Annotated in this window: 12 protein-coding genes, 2 tRNA genes and 1 rRNA gene; all 15 read right to left on the reverse strand. The window is 35.9% G+C overall.

Annotated features, from left to right (window positions below):
- Positions 1–3: 3 nt before the first annotated feature.
- The 15 genes from LHL71_RS05060 to pth all read right to left on the reverse strand — a co-directional run bounded on the left by LHL71_RS05060 (position 4) and on the right by pth (position 16,983).
- A tRNA-Ala gene (locus tag LHL71_RS05060) sits at positions 4–76 on the reverse strand.
- Positions 77–103: 27 nt separating this feature from the next.
- Positions 104–177: transfer RNA gene (locus LHL71_RS05065), tRNA-Ile, on the reverse strand.
- A gap of 89 nt (positions 178–266) precedes the next feature.
- Positions 267–1,839 (reverse strand): 16S ribosomal RNA (locus tag LHL71_RS05070).
- Positions 1,840–2,168: 329 nt separating this feature from the next.
- Positions 2,169–3,653, reverse strand: a complete 1,485-nt coding sequence (lysS, locus tag LHL71_RS05075; RefSeq protein ID WP_227361615.1) for a lysine--tRNA ligase — start codon at positions 3,651–3,653, stop codon at positions 2,169–2,171.
- 76 nt (positions 3,654–3,729) lie between these two features.
- Positions 3,730–4,737 carry a tRNA dihydrouridine synthase DusB gene (gene dusB / locus LHL71_RS05080; protein WP_227360728.1) on the reverse strand — a complete coding sequence of 336 codons (1,008 nt, stop codon included), beginning with the start codon at positions 4,735–4,737 and terminating at the stop codon, positions 3,730–3,732.
- A gap of 82 nt (positions 4,738–4,819) precedes the next feature.
- The gene (gene hslO / locus LHL71_RS05085; RefSeq protein ID WP_227360729.1) at positions 4,820–5,716 is read right to left on the reverse strand and encodes an Hsp33 family molecular chaperone HslO; all 897 of its coding nucleotides are present in this window, start codon (positions 5,714–5,716) and stop codon (positions 4,820–4,822) included.
- 67 nt (positions 5,717–5,783) lie between these two features.
- The gene (gene ftsH, locus LHL71_RS05090) at positions 5,784–7,925 is read right to left on the reverse strand and encodes an ATP-dependent zinc metalloprotease FtsH (protein WP_227360730.1); all 2,142 of its coding nucleotides are present in this window, start codon (positions 7,923–7,925) and stop codon (positions 5,784–5,786) included.
- A gap of 71 nt (positions 7,926–7,996) precedes the next feature.
- Positions 7,997–8,539 carry a hypoxanthine phosphoribosyltransferase gene (gene hpt, locus LHL71_RS05095; protein ID WP_227360731.1) on the reverse strand — a complete coding sequence of 181 codons (543 nt, stop codon included), beginning with the start codon at positions 8,537–8,539 and terminating at the stop codon, positions 7,997–7,999.
- Positions 8,540–8,558: 19 nt separating this feature from the next.
- Positions 8,559–9,899: a tRNA lysidine(34) synthetase TilS gene (gene tilS / locus LHL71_RS05100; protein ID WP_227360732.1), complete on the reverse strand. Its 1,341-nt coding sequence runs from the start codon at positions 9,897–9,899 to the stop codon at positions 8,559–8,561.
- Between the two features lie 68 nt (positions 9,900–9,967).
- A complete protein-coding gene (locus LHL71_RS05105; protein ID WP_227360733.1) occupies positions 9,968–10,432 on the reverse strand; it encodes a S1 domain-containing RNA-binding protein in 465 nt (154 codons plus the stop codon).
- A gap of 126 nt (positions 10,433–10,558) precedes the next feature.
- The gene (locus tag LHL71_RS05110; protein ID WP_227360734.1) at positions 10,559–10,963 is read right to left on the reverse strand and encodes an FtsB family cell division protein; all 405 of its coding nucleotides are present in this window, start codon (positions 10,961–10,963) and stop codon (positions 10,559–10,561) included.
- A gap of 95 nt (positions 10,964–11,058) precedes the next feature.
- A complete protein-coding gene (locus tag LHL71_RS05115) occupies positions 11,059–11,328 on the reverse strand; it encodes an RNA-binding S4 domain-containing protein (RefSeq protein WP_227360735.1) in 270 nt (89 codons plus the stop codon).
- Between the two features lie 11 nt (positions 11,329–11,339).
- Positions 11,340–12,896, reverse strand: coding sequence for a putative polysaccharide biosynthesis protein (locus LHL71_RS05120; RefSeq protein WP_227360736.1), 1,557 nt, complete (start codon positions 12,894–12,896; stop codon positions 11,340–11,342).
- Entirely contained in the window at positions 12,889–16,413 is a 3,525-nt protein-coding gene (gene mfd / locus LHL71_RS05125) for a transcription-repair coupling factor (protein ID WP_430689981.1), read from the reverse strand. The genes LHL71_RS05120 and mfd overlap by 8 nt, the downstream gene beginning before the upstream one ends.
- A 12-nt stretch (positions 16,414–16,425) precedes the next feature.
- On the reverse strand, positions 16,426–16,983 hold the full coding sequence (gene pth / locus LHL71_RS05130; RefSeq protein WP_227360737.1) for an aminoacyl-tRNA hydrolase: 558 nt from the start codon (positions 16,981–16,983) through the stop codon (positions 16,426–16,428).
- Between the last annotated feature and the right edge of the window lie 177 nt (positions 16,984–17,160).

The following is a 17,160-nucleotide window of genomic DNA, read 5'->3' on the forward strand; positions in this document are numbered from 1 at the left end:
CAATGGAGAATAGCGGGATCGAACCGCTGACCCCCTGCTTGCAAAGCAGGTGCTCTCCCAGCTGAGCTAATTCCCCAAGTTACTGCCGGCCTATGGTCGGTGATGGGCCTAAATGGACTCGAACCATCGACCTCACGCTTATCAGGCGTGCGCTCTAACCAGCTGAGCTATAGGCCCATAAGTGTAACTCACTTATTTGTATGAGAGTAGACCTCTCAAAACTAAACAAAGTTTCGATTAATGTGCAGGCTTCCTTTATTCCTTAGAAAGGAGGTGATCCAGCCGCAGGTTCTCCTACGGCTACCTTGTTACGACTTCACCCTAATCATCTGTCCCACCTTAGGCGGCTGGCCCCAAAAGGTTACCTCACCGACTTTGGGTGTTACAAACTCTCATGGTGTGACGGGCGGTGTGTACAAGGCCCGGGAACGTATTCACCGTGGCATGCTGATCCACGATTACTAGCGATTCCGACTTCATGCAGGCGAGTTGCAGCCTGCAATCCGAACTGAGAACGGCTTTAAGAGATTAGCTTAGCCTCGCGACTTCGCGACTCGTTGTACCGTCCATTGTAGCACGTGTGTAGCCCAGGTCATAAGGGGCATGATGACTTGACGTCATCCCCACCTTCCTCCGGTTTGTCACCGGCAGTCTTGCTAGAGTGCCCAACTAAATGCTGGCAACTAACAATAAGGGTTGCGCTCGTTGCGGGACTTAACCCAACATCTCACGACACGAGCTGACGACAGCCATGCACCACCTGTCATTCTGTCCCCGAAGGGAACGCCTCATCTCTGAGGTTGGCAGAAGATGTCAAGACCTGGTAAGGTTCTTCGCGTTGCATCGAATTAAACCACATGCTCCACCGCTTGTGCGGGCCCCCGTCAATTCCTTTGAGTTTCAACCTTGCGGTCGTACTCCCCAGGCGGAGTGCTTAATGCGTTAGCTGCAGCACTGAAGGGCGGAAACCCTCCAACACTTAGCACTCATCGTTTACGGCATGGACTACCAGGGTATCTAATCCTGTTCGCTACCCATGCTTTCGAGCCTCAGCGTCAGTTACAGACCAGACAGCCGCCTTCGCCACTGGTGTTCTTCCATATATCTACGCATTTCACCGCTACACATGGAGTTCCACTGTCCTCTTCTGCACTCAAGTCTCCCAGTTTCCGATGCACTTCTTCGGTTAAGCCGAAGGCTTTCACATCAGACTTAAAAAACCGCCTGCGCTCGCTTTACGCCCAATAAATCCGGACAACGCTTGCCACCTACGTATTACCGCGGCTGCTGGCACGTAGTTAGCCGTGGCTTTCTGGTTGGATACCGTCAAAGCATGATCAGTTACTATCACACCTGTTCTTCTCCAACAACAGAGTTTTACGAGCCGAAACCCTTCTTCACTCACGCGGCGTTGCTCCATCAGACTTTCGTCCATTGTGGAAGATTCCCTACTGCTGCCTCCCGTAGGAGTTTGGGCCGTGTCTCAGTCCCAATGTGGCCGATTACCCTCTCAGGTCGGCTACGCATCATTGCCTTGGTGGGCTATTATCTCACCAACTAGCTAATGCGCCGCGGGTCCATCCTAAAGTGGTAGCAAAACCACCTTTTAAACCGAAACCATGCGGTTTCAGTTGTTATACGGTATTAGCACCTGTTTCCAAGTGTTATCCCCTGCTTTAGGGCAGGTTACCCACGTGTTACTCACCAGTTCGCCACTCGTCCCAATGTTTAAAACGCTCGGTGCAAGCACCAATTGTTTTAAACGAGGACGCGTTCGACTTGCATGTATTAGGCACGCCGCCAGCGTTCGTCCTGAGCCAGGATCAAACTCTCATTTTAAAAATGATTAAGCTTGTAAGCTCATTTTGTTGTTCTATTTACTAGCGAATTGACTTCGCAAATGTTTTGGTCATAAACCGAAATGATTTATGACGCCCTGCACATTTGTTTAATCGAAACTTTGTTCAGTTTTCAAAGATCTACTTCGTTGTCATAACTTATTTATTACCGTTTTGACAACTATTTAATAATAACAGATTCAATTGCTTGCGTCAACAACTTTTTTAAAATTAAATTTAATAAGTTATCGGTATCAAACAGCATAAATAATAATATTATAATTAATAAGTTTTGTCAATAAAAAAAGATGACTAAATAGTCATCTTTTTTTATTTTTCAGTATTATCTTCTGGACGCATAGTAGGGAATAGTAAAACATCGCGAATTGATGGTGCATCAGTTAATAACATAACTAAGCGATCAATACCAATACCTAAACCTCCAGTTGGTGGCATACCGTATTCTAAGGCTTCGATGTAGTCTTCATCAATTGACTCAGCTTCATCATTACCTTCTTGACGTTCTTGTGCCTGTGCTTCAAAACGTTCTTTTTGATCAATTGGATCATTAAGTTCAGTAAATGCATTAGCAAATTCATCACCAACGATATAAAGTTCAAAACGATCAGTAAATCTAGGATCATCAGCATTTTTCTTAGCTAATGGAGAAATTTCAATTGGATGTCCATAAATAAAAGTAGGATTAATTAACTTAGGTTGCACAAATTCCTCGAAGAAGGCATTAATAATGTGGCCTGTTTTCCAGAAACTTTCATAGTGAATATGATTTTCATCAGCTAGTTTTTTAGCATCTTCATCACTCATTGGTTGCCAAAAATCAATTCCTGTGTATTTTTTAATCGCATCAACCATGTGGATTCGATCAAATTCTTTATTCAAATTAACTTCTTGTTCATGATATTGAATAATTCCATTATCACTTACAACTTTAGAAGCTGCTTTAAAAATCCCCTCAGTTTCGTCCATAACATCGTGGAAATCCCAGTAAGCTGCATAAGACTCTAGCATAGTAAATTCAGGATTATGTCTAGTATCCATTCCTTCATTTCTAAATACTCGGCCAATTTCATAAACTCGTTCCATTCCACCAACAATTAATCGTTTCAAATGGAGTTCAAGCGCAATTCGTAAGTATAGATCAATATTCAAAGCGTTGTGGTGTGTAATAAATGGTCTAGCACTAGCACCACCTGCTTGGTTGTGAAGAACAGGAGTCTCAACTTCAGTAAATCCATTACCATCAAGGTAACTTCTAACTGTAGAAATAATCTTGCTACGTTTTTGGAAACGATCAAAGCTATCTTGGTTGGCAATTAAATCTAGATATCTTTGACGATAAATTTGTTCTTGGTTTTGTAAACCATGATATTTATCTGGTAAAGGACGAAGAGCTTTAGATAAGAAAGTAATTGATTCTGCTCGAATAGTTAGCTCACCAGTATCAGTTTTAATAAGTTGACCACCAAATCCAAGGTGATCTCCTAAATCAGAACGTTTAAAAATATGGTAAACGTCTTCGCCAACAACATCTTTACGAACATAAATTTGAATTTTGCCACTTCGATCCTTCAAATCAGCAAATCCAACTTTACCCTTACCACGTTTAGAAACCATTCTTCCGGCGACGGTCACCTGTACATTTTTATCCGCAAGTTCATCTTTATCCATATCACCGTATTCATCATGAAGTTGACTCATTAAATGAGTTCTTTCAAATCGATGACCAAATGGATCAATTCCTTCTTCTCTTAATTCATCAAGTTTTTGTCTACGAACGATCAACTGATCATTCATTTCTTTGTCTTTTGCCAAAGTTAAACCTCCTAGTCACGTCATTGTTGTAAATAATCATACCATAATTAACGAAATTTTATTCGATAATTTCTGAACGTTTTGCTTCACGTTCTAAGGTTTTATCAAGGAATTCATCAAAAATTTCATCCATTGCCTTTTCACCATCAGCATTATTTAAAGCTGCTTTAGTTCTAGCTGAATGAGAGATGCCCTTTAAGTAATAAGCAGCTTGGCCTCTAAATTCATGTGAACCTGCATAGTCACCTTTTAATTCAACTAAGCGATGCAAATGTTCTTTAGCTGTTTCAATTTTTTCAGTAGCTGAGGGTTCATCAATTAATTCACCAGTAGCTAAATAATGTTCAGTTTGTTTTAGTACCCAAGGGTTACCTTCTACAGCACGACCCATCATTACTGCATCGGCACCAATTTCTTCCAACATGCGTTTAGCATCTTGAGGGGTTTTAATATCACCATTACCCATAAATGGAATCTTAATTTGACTGGCTACTTCTTTTAAAATATCCCAATCTGCATGACCAGTATACATTTGTTTTCTAGTTCGACCATGCATTGCTAAAGCACTAGCTCCGGCGCGTTCAGCAGCAAGGGCATTTTCAACTGCTAATATATGATTTTCATCCCAACCAGTTCTCATTTTTACAGTTACTGGTTTTTTAACTGCATCAGTAACATATGAAACCATTTCATAAACTTTGTTAGGGTCTAATAACCAACGAGCACCTGCATCCGTCTTAACTACTTTATTAACCGGACATCCCATATTGATATCAATAATATCCGCATTAGTATTTTGATCAACAAATTTAGCAGCTTCCACTAAAGTTTCCTTAGTGCCACCAAAAATTTGAATACTCATTGGATGTTCAACTGGATCAACAAACATCATATCAAGAGTTTTTTGGTTCTTATACATGATTCCGCGATCCGAAATCATTTCGCAAACTACTAAACCGGCACCAAATTTTTTACAAATTACACGAAAGGCTGAATTAGTTACACCAGCCATTGGCGCTACAACTACCTGATTCGGAATAGTAACGTCACCAATTTTCCACTCCATTTTTTCACCTCATTAAACATTTAACTCAATATAAAATATGCGTTTTTTATCGTATCACAAAAATTATCAAAAAAATAGATTGTTAATCATTTGCTTTGCTTTTAGCAATCTCAATAATTTCCTTTAATTCATCTTCTGAATATTCATAGTGTGATTCACAGAAATTGCAAGTAACGCTGACTCCGTGATCTTCATTTAGCATGGTTTCTAGTTGATCAATTGGTAATCCCGTTAAATCATCACCAAATTGTTTTTTAGAACAATCACAATAAAATTCAACTGGGATTTGTTCCAACACTTTTAGATTGTCACTACCAAAAATTAATTCTAAAATTGCTTCGGGAGTTTGATCTGCTAATAATAATTCAGACAGCATTGGTAATGATCGAAGGCGTTCTTCTAATTTGGTAATCGATTCATCACTGGCCCCCGGTAAAACTTGAATAAAGTAACCACCAGCAGCACCAATGGTATTATCATCATTTACAAAAACAGATACACCAACTGCTGAAGGAATTTGTTCCGATTGTGCTAAATAAAAAGTAAAGTCGTCACCAATCTCACCAGATGTTAAAGGCACACTACTATTTGTAGGTTCCATTCCTTTTAACATCTTAGTTACTTGTAAAAATCCGTTAATTCCCACCGCTTTACCAACATCAATCTTATGATGATCGTTTAATGGTAAATGGACTTGGGGATTTTGAATATACCCTTTAACATGTCCTTTAGAATCACTATCAACAATAATGCTACCGACTGGACCACCACCATTAATCTTAGTAGAAATAATTGCCCCACTCTTATCCAATGAGGATGCCAATAATGTAGAAGCAACAATCGAACGTCCTAAAGCGGCCGAAGAAGCACTTAAAGTATTATGATCCTTTTGAGCAGTGTTAACCGTTTCTTTAGCAGTAATGGCATAAGCTCTAAATTGATTGTCTTTGGTAATAGTTTTAACTAAATAATCTTTCATAATTTTCTCCGTATTTGTATTGAAATAACAAAAACGAGCTTAGGAAAATCCTAAACTCGCAAATGTATTAGAAATTATTTGAATCATCATCATGATCATGGCGATCTTTTGGCGGATTAACAATTTCATCTGGTTTTTCAACATCTTCATCTGGATAATCATGTGGTACATTATCTTGATTGTCCTTTTTAGAGGTGTCGGAATTATTTTCCATATGTTTTTGTCGTTCTGCTTCACGACGTTCAAGTTCACGTTTAGATTCTTCAAAAGTTGCTGCATGTTCACTTGGAAATTCATTACTGTTATCATCTTCTGGCATATGACCAGTCTTAAATAATGAAATAATTTGTTTTTCATCCAAAGTTTCATATTTAAGTAATGCTTCAGCAATAACCTTATGTTGTTCACGATGTTCTTGAATAATTTTAATTGCTTGTTGATGACCTTCATCAGTAAATCGACGAACTTCTTCATCAATTTCTGCTGCAGTTTGTTGTGAATATCTTGGTCCATAAGTTTCTTGACTAGGATTTTCTAATTGAACAGTTCCTAATTTTTCACTCATACCATATTGGGTAACCATGGCACGTGCCATATTAGTAGCTTGTTCGAAATCGTTTGAAGCTCCTGAAGATTGTGAATCAAAGATAATCTCTTCAGCGGCGCGTCCACCCATCAAACCAGCAATTTGTTCCATAGCATCTTTCTTAGACAATAACTGTTGATCTTCTTTAGGAAGCATAATTGCATAACCTCCAGCGCGTCCACGAGGAACAATGGTAACCTTGTGAACTACTCGAGCATCATTTAATACTAAACCAACAATTGTATGACCAGCTTCATGGTATGCAACCGTTTGTCGTTCTTTTTGTGAAATTACTCGATTACGTTTAGCCGGTCCCGCAATTACTCGGTCTTCAGCTTCGTCTAAGTCACTAGCATCAATTTGCTTTTTATTGCGGCGAGCAGCTAATAAAGCAGCTTCATTAAGCAAGTTAGCAAGATCAGCCCCTACAAAACCAGGTGTTTGTTGGGCAACTTCATGTAAATCAACATCATTTGTTAATGGTTTATTTTTAGCATGAACTTTTAAGATAGCTTCACGTCCATTAATATCAGGGCGTCCTACTAAGATCTTACGATCAAAACGTCCTGGACGAGTTAACGCAGGGTCTAAAACATCTGCACGGTTAGTAGCAGCAATAACGATTACTCCTTCATTACCACTAAATCCGTCCATTTCAACTAATAATTGGTTAAGGGTTTGTTCACGTTCATCGTGTCCGCCTCCCATACCATTACCACGTTTTCTACCAACGGCATCAATTTCATCAATAAATATGATTGCAGGAGCAGCTTTTTTAGCCTGTTCAAATAAGTCACGCACACGACTAGCACCTACCCCGACAAACATTTCAACGAAATCAGAACCAGAAATTGAGAAGAAAGGAACGCCAGCTTCACCAGCTACAGCCTTAGCTAATAAAGTCTTACCAGTTCCGGGAGGTCCCTCTAAAAGTACCCCATGGGGAATAATAGCCCCAAGCGAGGTAAATTTTCTAGGGTCTTTAAGAAATTCAACAACTTCAACAAGTTCTTGTTTTTCTTCTTCTTCACCGGCAACATCTGAAAATCTAACCGTATTCTTTTTACTGTCGGCTGGTTTGGCACGAGATTTACCGAAGTTCATAACTCGACCATTTCCGCCGCCTTGGCCGCCAGCACGACCCATCATTGAATAAAAGATCCAGACTAAAATAATTAATGGAACAATAGTAACCAATAAGTTTACCCAAAATCCACTAGATTCTTCCGGTTTAACATTCATTTTTACATTATTACTTTGAGAAGCCTTAGTAATTTCAGCAATCGATGAATTGTTTTCTAAAACTGTAGTAGTAAATCGTTCGACATTATTACTTTGACGATTGTTTTTAACTAAAAAGCTGTTAGATGCGGAATCATTGGCTTTTTGTGGTTTACGATAGCTACCAGAAATTTTATAAACTCCACCAGAAGGTTGAACTGAAAAACTCTTAACCTGATTATCTTTTAAATTTTGGACAAATTGACTGGATTGAATTTCTTGTGATTGAGTACCATTATTACTTCCGTTAAAGAAGTAAATAACTCCCATGATCAACAAAAATACTACAATGTAGAACAGACTATTTTTAAAAAGTCCATTCCCATTTTTATTTGAGTTCATCAATATCCTCCTCATAAAAATATTTTTTATGTTGATGTCCTGATATTAACATATTTGACCATTTTTGACCATTACTTAGTAGAATAAATTTCTGGTTTTAAAACACCGATATATGGAAGATTACGATATTTTTCATCATAGTCTAATCCATAACCAACTACAAATTCATTAGGAACTTCAAAACCAACAAATTTAGAACTAGCTTCTACCACTCGTCCACTTGGTTTATCTAATAATGAACAAACTTCAATTGATTTGGCACCACGATCTTTTAAAGTATCCATAAGAAATTTCAAAGTTCTACCTGTGTCGACAATGTCTTCCACAATCAAAATGTCTCTTCCTGAAACATCCTTAGTTATATCTGTTACTAATTTTACTTCTCCTGATGAAGAAAGACCACCATGATAACTCGAAACATCCATAAAATCTAATTCCATGTAAATATCGGCATATCTAACTAGGTCAGCCATAAAGAACATTGATCCCTTTAAAACCCCGATTACGATTGGAGTTTTTCCTTTATAAAAGGTAGAGATTTCTTTTCCTAAACGTTTACATGCTGTTTGAATATCTTCTTTACTATATAAGGTTTTTAAAATATCGTTGTTCATTAAAATTCCCTTTCATTTATCAATTAATTTTTAATATATATGGTTTGGCATTAACATTAATGGGTCGATAAGCGTTTTTTACACCAATAATAGCAAGCACTTCTTTCTTACTATTAATTAATAGCTGAGTATTAGACCGTTGATCACTAGGAATTTTTGCATTAATTAGAGCTCGTTCAATTGATTGATGGCCATTTTTTAATGCAAGTTTATCATCTTGGTGAGCTTTCCTGATTGTCAAAGGAAAGTCCGAATCCAATAACCATAAATTCGCTAATTTAAGATCCTTTACTGGGCTTATCTGAATTTTCAAACGATTAAGTGTCAAAAACCATTTGTTTAATACTAACACAAACTCGCTTGGTATTTTATCGTTATTTTGCGTTTCTAACACATTTTTTTGAATTTTAATTCGATCATATTTTTTTTCAAATTTAAATTGATCAATCCATACATAACCCTGTGGTTTTTGTAGATTATTAATTAATTTAACCAATTGAATAATTTGATCTTGTTTAAATTTTTTAACGAGTAGATTTTGGCCTAAAATTTGTTCTAAAATTACCATTTGAGTTTTTTGCGAATACTTTTTTAAACTAACTAAATCAATCTCATCTTGACCAGACATGACTTGCTGCACCACCGGTTGGAGTAGTTCATTTAAAACCGATTCATTATCGTCAATTTGACGCGAGTAAGCTAGTAAATGATCTAACAAACGAGAATTTTCCGTTTTTAGTTTGGGAAGATACAGATTGCGAACACGGTTTCTAAAAACTTCTAACTGCTGATTAGTTACATCTTCATACCACTGTAATTTATACTTTGTAGCATATTGCCGAATACTAGACTTACTAAAACTCAAAAGGGGCCGAATTAATTTTCCACTATAAAATGAACGAACTTCCTTAATACCAATTAATTGGGCCAATTTACCGCCTCGCACTAATTTCATTAAAATAGTTTCAGCTAAATCATCACCATGATGTGCGGTTAATAGAATTGAAGCATTGTATTGAAGCATCACTTGGTTAAAAAACGTATATCGAAAGTTCCTAGCCGCTTCTTCAATTCCATGCTTGGGATGATCCATTTTCGGCCAAAAAGTAGTTTCTAAGCTTAGATGATGTTTCTTACAATAGTCTTTTATAAACTGAGTTTCTTGCTTACTCTGCTTACGTAAATCATGATCTACGTAAGCCACTATAATCTGTGGTCGTAAAGTATGTGGTAAATTTTCTAATAAATTTACCAGTACCATGGAGTCAACCCCAGTAGAAACTGCTACTACTACCTTTTGATCAGCTTTCCACCATTTTTTATCGCGAACTAAGAAATTAAACTTTTGCTGAAGATTCAATTTTTACCTCCAAATAGCAAAAAAGATCGATACGGCTATTCGTATTCGATCCCTAGATTTCATTAACACTAACTGCGTCTTCCACCGCGGCCACCACGTTTACCTTCGGTGTTTTTACGTAAGGTAGATAAACGATCTTCACTGTCTTTAAGAAAACCTGACATTAAGTCATCAAAACTAGCAGTTTTCTTAACGCTTCTACGGTTACTATTTGCATTTCCTTGGTAGTGACGGTTGCTGTCATGGTTACGTGTTGCATGTCCCCCATGATGGTTAGAATCCTGGTCTTTAGGTTTTGGACGATCCGATGCTTTACGAATTGACAAACTAATTTTTTTATCGTCAACTTTTAGTACCTTAACTACTACATCGTCTCCAACTTTAAGTACATCATGAATATCTTTAACAAATCCGTCAGATACTTCACTAATATGCACTAATCCTGTTTTATCATTTCCTAAATCAACGAAAGCCCCAAAATTGGTAATTCCAGATACCTTACCATTTACTTTCTGCCCAACTTCAATTGCCATCTAAATTATATTTCCTCCTATACAAAATTGTATAAATAATGCTATTAGTATAGCATACTTTAAATTAGGTTTGTCACTAAATTGTTTCAAAAAAATAAGGAACTATCAGTAAGAATTGATAGTTCCTTATTTAACATCATTTGCTACTTCATTTGGGAAACTATAAACAGTTTCGCCGGGTTTAGTATAGTAGTATTTGTCACGGATAATTTTTTCTACATAGTCTTTATCGTTTAATTGTTTTACTTCTTGATTGAGTTTAACTGTTTCCGCTTTTTGCATACCAATGCTAACTGATTTAGCTTGGATTCGAGAATTTAAGCTATTTAAACTAGCATGTGCACTGATGATTTGGAAGGTAAATAATAATGCAAAAATTACAAAAACACATGATAGTGAAAGTCGAATGATATTTTGACGACTGCTAATTTTCTTAGCAGCTTGAATTTTGTGATGTTCACGAATTTTTTGTTCGTGTTGTCTAGTAAATTCATTATCTAACTTTCTAACATTCCCACCATACATTTCCATAACTAAACTCTCCCTATTTGTTAATAATTTGAGTATAGCAATTCGAAATTAGGTTGTCTATGCAACTTTTTACAACTTTACCTTATGTTAAACTTTTAGTCTTTAAAATTTTGAGCGTAATCTTCACTAACAATTTCATACATACGAATGGCATCATCTTTTTTAGTAGTATCTAATAATTCTTTAACTTTAACTGTTAAAGTCTTATTTCCAAAATGAATTTCAATTTCATCCCCAGAACGAACATCGCTTGAAGATTTGGCTACTTTACCATTAATTGAGATTCTGCCTTTATCTGCAATTTCCTTAGCTACTGAACGGCGCTTAATAATTCTGGATACTTTTAAAAATTTATCTAGTCTCATAACTTCTCCTATTACTTTCGTATTCGTATAAACTTTTTGAGCAACGGTACTTGATTCCATTCTTCAAGTGTAAATAATTTTAGTTTCAAACTTCCTAAAATAAAAATTATCACTCCTAGTGGAATGTTAATTAACAATATTATAAAACTGTTGATTCGTAAGTTATTAAATAACATTAAATTAAGTCCGTTAGCCACTAGTCTAACACCAATTCCCATAAACAATAATAAAAATATTAATTTAGTAACCTGAATTGATTTAACTATTTTAGGAACTTTAACACCTGAATGGAATTTTAACAATAGTAGCATACTAGCTAAACTTAAAACAGTTGATAAACTAGCACCTATGATTCCTAATTTAATAACCATCAATTTAGTAATTAATACTTTAACTATAATTCCTAAAAGAACCGCTTTGATTAATGGTAAATAGATATTGCGACTCAATAAGATGCTGTTATAGATCAACAAAATCGTCACTAAAATAATACTAAAACAATAAATACTAATAGTAAGATCTAAACTAGCTGTCTTGAATAAAAGTCGATTTATTTCAGGCATTAAAGCGGTTAAACCTACCCAGATAGCCATCGCAATTGCCAAATTAACATGGAAAATATTTTTCGTTAACTGCCAAAATTGATCTTCACGCTGCTTTTTAAACAATAAGGTTAATGTTGGTAGCATCGCCGAAGAGGCCGATACCCCCAAAACCAATCCCAACTGGACCAAGGTTTGAGCACGATCATAAATTCCCTTAACATTTTGCGACCAATAGATTCCTTTACCCATTTGCTTTAATCCATTCACCACCGAAAAAGAATCTACCAATTGTAAAATCACCATAATTGCTGTAATCAGGCAGATAGTCCCACCTTCTATTAGCAGCTTTTTAGCTAATCGCTTGTTAATTTTAAATTGAAATTGATCGCGATTAAATAAGAAGAAACTTTTCGGCAGAATCACGATCAACGCTACTAACCCCGCAATCGGTGATGATAACATGGCTAGCGTGCCAGTTTTATAAGGATCATAGTTCATTTTAGAAGATAAATAAGCAACCAATATAATAATACTGACTCGGATAAATTGCTCAATAACCTGAGAATAAGCCGTTGGTCGCATATCTAATATTCCTTGATAGTATCCGCGGCTCATTGATAAATACGGCATCAATAAAAACATCCAGCTAACTGATTTAATGACGGGCGCTAACAATATATCTCCCATCAAATCGGCTAGCATAAATGAACCAAAGTATAGCAACATAAAAATACTCATTGAAGTCATAATTAATATTCTAGAAGTATCTCGAATTACCAATTCACGCTGATTAGCATCTTCATTTTCTGCGACCAGTTTAGAAATAAAAGTTGGTAACCCATTTAAAGCTAAAGTCATCCCAATTCCATAAATCGGATAAATTTGTTGATAAACGTAAAAGCCACGATTACCAACTAAATTTTGAAAAGGAATGCGATAAAAAGCACTTAGTACTTTGGCAATTAATGCTGCTAATGTTAATAAATATGTTCCCTTAAGGGCTTTTTGATTTACCTCATGCATCAGCTGCTTCCTCTACATGTCGATGTCTAATTTCAGCTAATTTATTCACTAAAGTAGCTAGCTGTTCTAACCAATCAGTAAGGTTGGGTTGAATGACTAACTTGATTTGATATTTATCATCTAGGGTATTGATAGTTGCTCGAAAATCAGTTGTTGCAATGGCTTCTAATAGATCTTTACTACTATATTCATCAGAAGCTAATTTAGCAAAAGTTAAATTTAATTTTGGACTATCTTGTTGAATCTTTTCAATCATTGCATAGTCTGCGTTCGCCTTAATTTCTGATACTTTTAATAAATTAGCCACTGGCTGAGGATAATCACCAAAACGATCCATTAAGTCATCTGTAACCTCATTTAACTGATCAATATTGCTAATTTGGCGAATACGTTTATATAGCTCAATCTTTTGGCGACCATCTTCAATATATTCACTAGGTAAATAGGCTTCAACATCAATTTCAATGGTAGCATCAGTTTGATAAGTTTTCGTTTTGCCTTGTTTTTGAGATACTGCGTCTTCTAGCATCTGCGTGTATAAATCATAGCCTACTGAATCAATAAATCCATGCTGTTGCTGACCTAAAATGTTTCCTGCTCCTCGAATTGATAAGTCGCGCATAGCAATCTTAAATCCAGAACCCAATTCTGTGAAATCTCGAATAGCTTCTAATCGTTTTTCACCAATTTCTGTTAATACTTTATTAGGTTGGTACATAAAATAAGCATAGGCAATGCGACTACTCCGGCCAATTCGACCACGCAATTGATAAAGCTGCGATAATCCCATATGATCAGCGTTCTCAACAAATAACGTATTAACGTTAGAAATATCAACCCCGGTCTCAATAATGGTGGTTGTAACTAACACATCATACTTGCCACCGATAAATTCAACTAAAACATCTTCTAATTGTTTCTCAGTCATTTGGCCATGAATATAAGTGATTCGGGCATCGGGAACTAATTCTTGTAAATTAGCTACGACTTTTTCAATGTCTTCAACGCGATTATGCAAGTAAAAGACTTGACCATTTCTAGCTAGTTCTCGTTCGATTCCATCCCGAATAGCACCGGCATTTTGTTCCATGACATATGTTTGAATTGGATATCGATTAGATGGAGGAGTTTCAATGACAGATAGGTCTCTAACTCCCATCATAGACATATTTAAGGTGCGAGGAATTGGAGTGGCCGTTAAAGTCAAAACATCAATATTAGTACTTAATTGTTTAATTTTCTCTTTATGCTTTACTCCAAACCGTTGCTCTTCGTCAATAATTAATAGACCTAGGTCTTTAAATTCAACGTCTTTAGACAATAGTCTATGAGTACCAACTACCATATCAACACTACCATCTTTTAAACCAGCCAAGGTTTCTTTAACTTGGGCCTTAGTTTGGAAACGGGATAAAACTCGAACCTCAATGGCATAGTTTTTAAACCGGTTCAACATAGTTTCGTAATGTTGCTGAGCCAATATAGTAGTAGGAACTAGCATTGCTACCTGCTTGCCACCATCAATGGCTTTAAATGCAGCCCTTAAGGCTACTTCCGTTTTACCGAAACCTACATCCCCCACTAGCAAACGATCCATGGGATGACGTTTTTCCATATCATCTTTAATCTCTTGGGTACTTCTAATTTGATCAGGAGTCTCATTATATGGAAAATCATTTTCAAAATCATGTTGCATGGCATCATCCTTAGGAAAGGCAAAACCAACTTCTTTGTTTCGTTGGGCATATAACTCAATTAAATCATCAGCTATATCCTCAATTTTAGCAGCTACCTTACGTTTGGTCTTAGCCCATTCACTGCCCCCTAATTTGCTTACTTTAGGTGTCTTATCTTCTGATGATACATATTTTTGGATTAAATTTAACTGAGTAACTGGAATAAATAACTTATCGTTTTTTTGATAAGCAATGGTTAAATAGTCTTGATGTAAGCCATCTACCTCTAAGGTTTGCATTCCTTCGAATTTACCAATCCCGTGATTAACGTGTACCACATAATCACCAGGTTTTAAATCAGTATAATTTTTAATTCGTTGAGCATTGTTAAATGTCTGAACTCGTCGAGTTTTTTTAGCTACTTGGCCAAACATTTCTTTTTCCGTAATAAAGGCAATCGCACCAATTGGAATTTCAAATCCCGCTGATAGATTTCCTGTTACTAGTTGCACCTCATGCAAGTCTAAGTGTTCTAAGTCTGTCGATTTAACTTGGATCTTAAAATCACTTAAGGTGCTTTTAACTTTATCTAATCGATTTTCATTTTCAACCATAATAACTACAGTTTGTTTTTCTTGTTGGAAACGATCGATTTCTGATTTAAGCATCGGCATTTGTGAATAAAATTGTTGCATTGGTCGGGTGGTTATCTCAATAATTTGGGCTAACTTTAATCGGCCGAGACCTTTTTTAAATAGTGAAAATAATAATTGAGCATGCTGATCATGGCTAATTATTTTAGAAAAAGTATTAGTATATGAAAGTTTAGGCAGAACTTCTAAATTTTCAATTTTACTAGTTAACCAATTAGCTTCATCCGTGGCCAACTGTTTTTCAGTATCTAATATTCTAGAATAGTCATTTAAGACTACGATGCCGTCACTACCTAAATAGTCTAAAATTGAAGTTTTTTTATCATAAAAATATTCAGTAAATAATAGCCAGCGTGGATCATAGAGTCCCTTCTTAAGATCACTTAAACGCATTTCTAAATTGGACATAAACTGTTCTTGATCGGATTGAGACAAGCTATCCGCATATTTTTTCATATCCTTTTGCAACTTATCTACCGCTTGTAAGCGTTGTTCATCAGTAACCAATAAATCATTAGCCGGTAAAACAGTAATTTCTTCAATATTTTCAATGCTTCTTTGAGTCGCTGCATCAAAAACTCTCATGGAGTCAACTTCCGTATCAAAAAAATCAACTCTAACCGGATACTCATTATTTAAGGGATAAATATCCATAATAGAACCACGAATAGAAAATTCGCCCGGAGCAGCTACTAAATTTTGTTTAGTATATCCCATTTGATTTAACAGTAACTGAAGCTGATCGATTTCATAATCGGAACCTAGTTTCAACTGTAATTGCATATTTTCAAATTGTTGTACGGTTGGTAATAAGCGATTAATACCAGATACTGAAGTAACAACGACCGCTGGTTTTTTAGTAATTAGCGCATGTAATGCAGTAACTCGTTGAGCCCGATAATCCGGCGAGCTAGTAGCAATTTCAGCAGCTACCGTTTCTTCGACGGGAAACTCATATAACTGATTATTATTAACTAAATTACTTAAATCATCCATCATTTGTTCAGCATGATATAAAGTATCGCAGACAATTAGCATCGGTTGAGTTAAATTTTCAAATAAAGTATCAATTAACAAAACCATTGAAGAGTCATTCATTCCCGTTACCAATTGCCGGTCTTTATTAGGAATGGCCGTAATCAATTGGTCGTATTGCGGTAATGTTGTCAATATTTGACTAAGTTTCACATATACCACTCCTTAATTAAATTGATTAGCTAAATTAGAAACACTAGCTCCATTTACCCATTCATTCAATAATTCCATGGACTGGTCAACAGTTTGATTTAATAAGGGAACTTCATCTTTATTAAATTTACCTAGAACATGATCCACTACATTATTATTAGCTGGATGACCAATACCTACTTTTAATCGAGTAAATTCACGAGTACCTAAATGATCAATTAAACTTTTAATTCCATTATGGCCACCTGCAGATCCCTTAGCTTTAATTCTAAGCTTGCCTACTGGTAAATCCATATCATCATGAACTATGATCACATCATTAATATCAATATCATAGTAATCCATTAGAGGTCTAACAGCTCTTCCTGATTCATTCATAAAAGTAGTGGGTTCCACTAAAATAACTTTTTGTGTACCAACCATTCCAATTCCAAACTTAGCGTTTAACTTACGATTATTTAATTCGATATTATGTTCAGCAGCGAACGCATCAACCACAATAAAACCAGTATTATGTCTAGTATTATCATATTGTGGTCCGATATTTCCTAATCCAACGATCATTTTCATAATTATTTCTCCTATATTCAACACAAAAGGCTGAACAAAATTATTTGTTCAGCTTGCTTACTTTATGTGAATTATACCATATTGTTATTATTTTAATTAAATCTGACTATAAGACTTTCATACCCTTATAAATTTGTGAAGAACATGGTATAATTTATCGGTAGTTACTATCTTAAT

It is taken from the genome of Lentilactobacillus laojiaonis (genome assembly GCF_020616595.1).
In the GTDB taxonomy this organism is placed as follows: domain Bacteria; phylum Bacillota; class Bacilli; order Lactobacillales; family Lactobacillaceae; genus Lentilactobacillus; species Lentilactobacillus laojiaonis.

Coding starts and splice junctions, on each gene's coding strand:
- LHL71_RS05105 (WP_227360733.1), bottom strand. CDS start 10,432: ATGGCAATTGAAGTTGGGCAGAAAGTAAATGGTAAGGTATCTGGAATT.
- hpt (WP_227360731.1), bottom strand. CDS start 8,539: ATGAACAACGATATTTTAAAAACCTTATATAGTAAAGAAGATATTCAA.
- LHL71_RS05115 (WP_227360735.1), bottom strand. CDS start 11,328: ATGAGACTAGATAAATTTTTAAAAGTATCCAGAATTATTAAGCGCCGT.
- lysS (WP_227361615.1), bottom strand. CDS start 3,653: ATGAATGATCAGTTGATCGTTCGTAGACAAAAACTTGATGAATTAAGA.
- LHL71_RS05120 (WP_227360736.1), bottom strand. CDS start 12,896: ATGCATGAGGTAAATCAAAAAGCCCTTAAGGGAACATATTTATTAACA.
- pth (WP_227360737.1), bottom strand. CDS start 16,983: ATGAAAATGATCGTTGGATTAGGAAATATCGGACCACAATATGATAAT.
- ftsH (WP_227360730.1), bottom strand. CDS start 7,925: ATGAACTCAAATAAAAATGGGAATGGACTTTTTAAAAATAGTCTGTTC.
- LHL71_RS05110 (WP_227360734.1), bottom strand. CDS start 10,963: ATGGAAATGTATGGTGGGAATGTTAGAAAGTTAGATAATGAATTTACT.
- dusB (WP_227360728.1), bottom strand. CDS start 4,737: ATGGAGTGGAAAATTGGTGACGTTACTATTCCGAATCAGGTAGTTGTA.
- hslO (WP_227360729.1), bottom strand. CDS start 5,716: ATGAAAGATTATTTAGTTAAAACTATTACCAAAGACAATCAATTTAGA.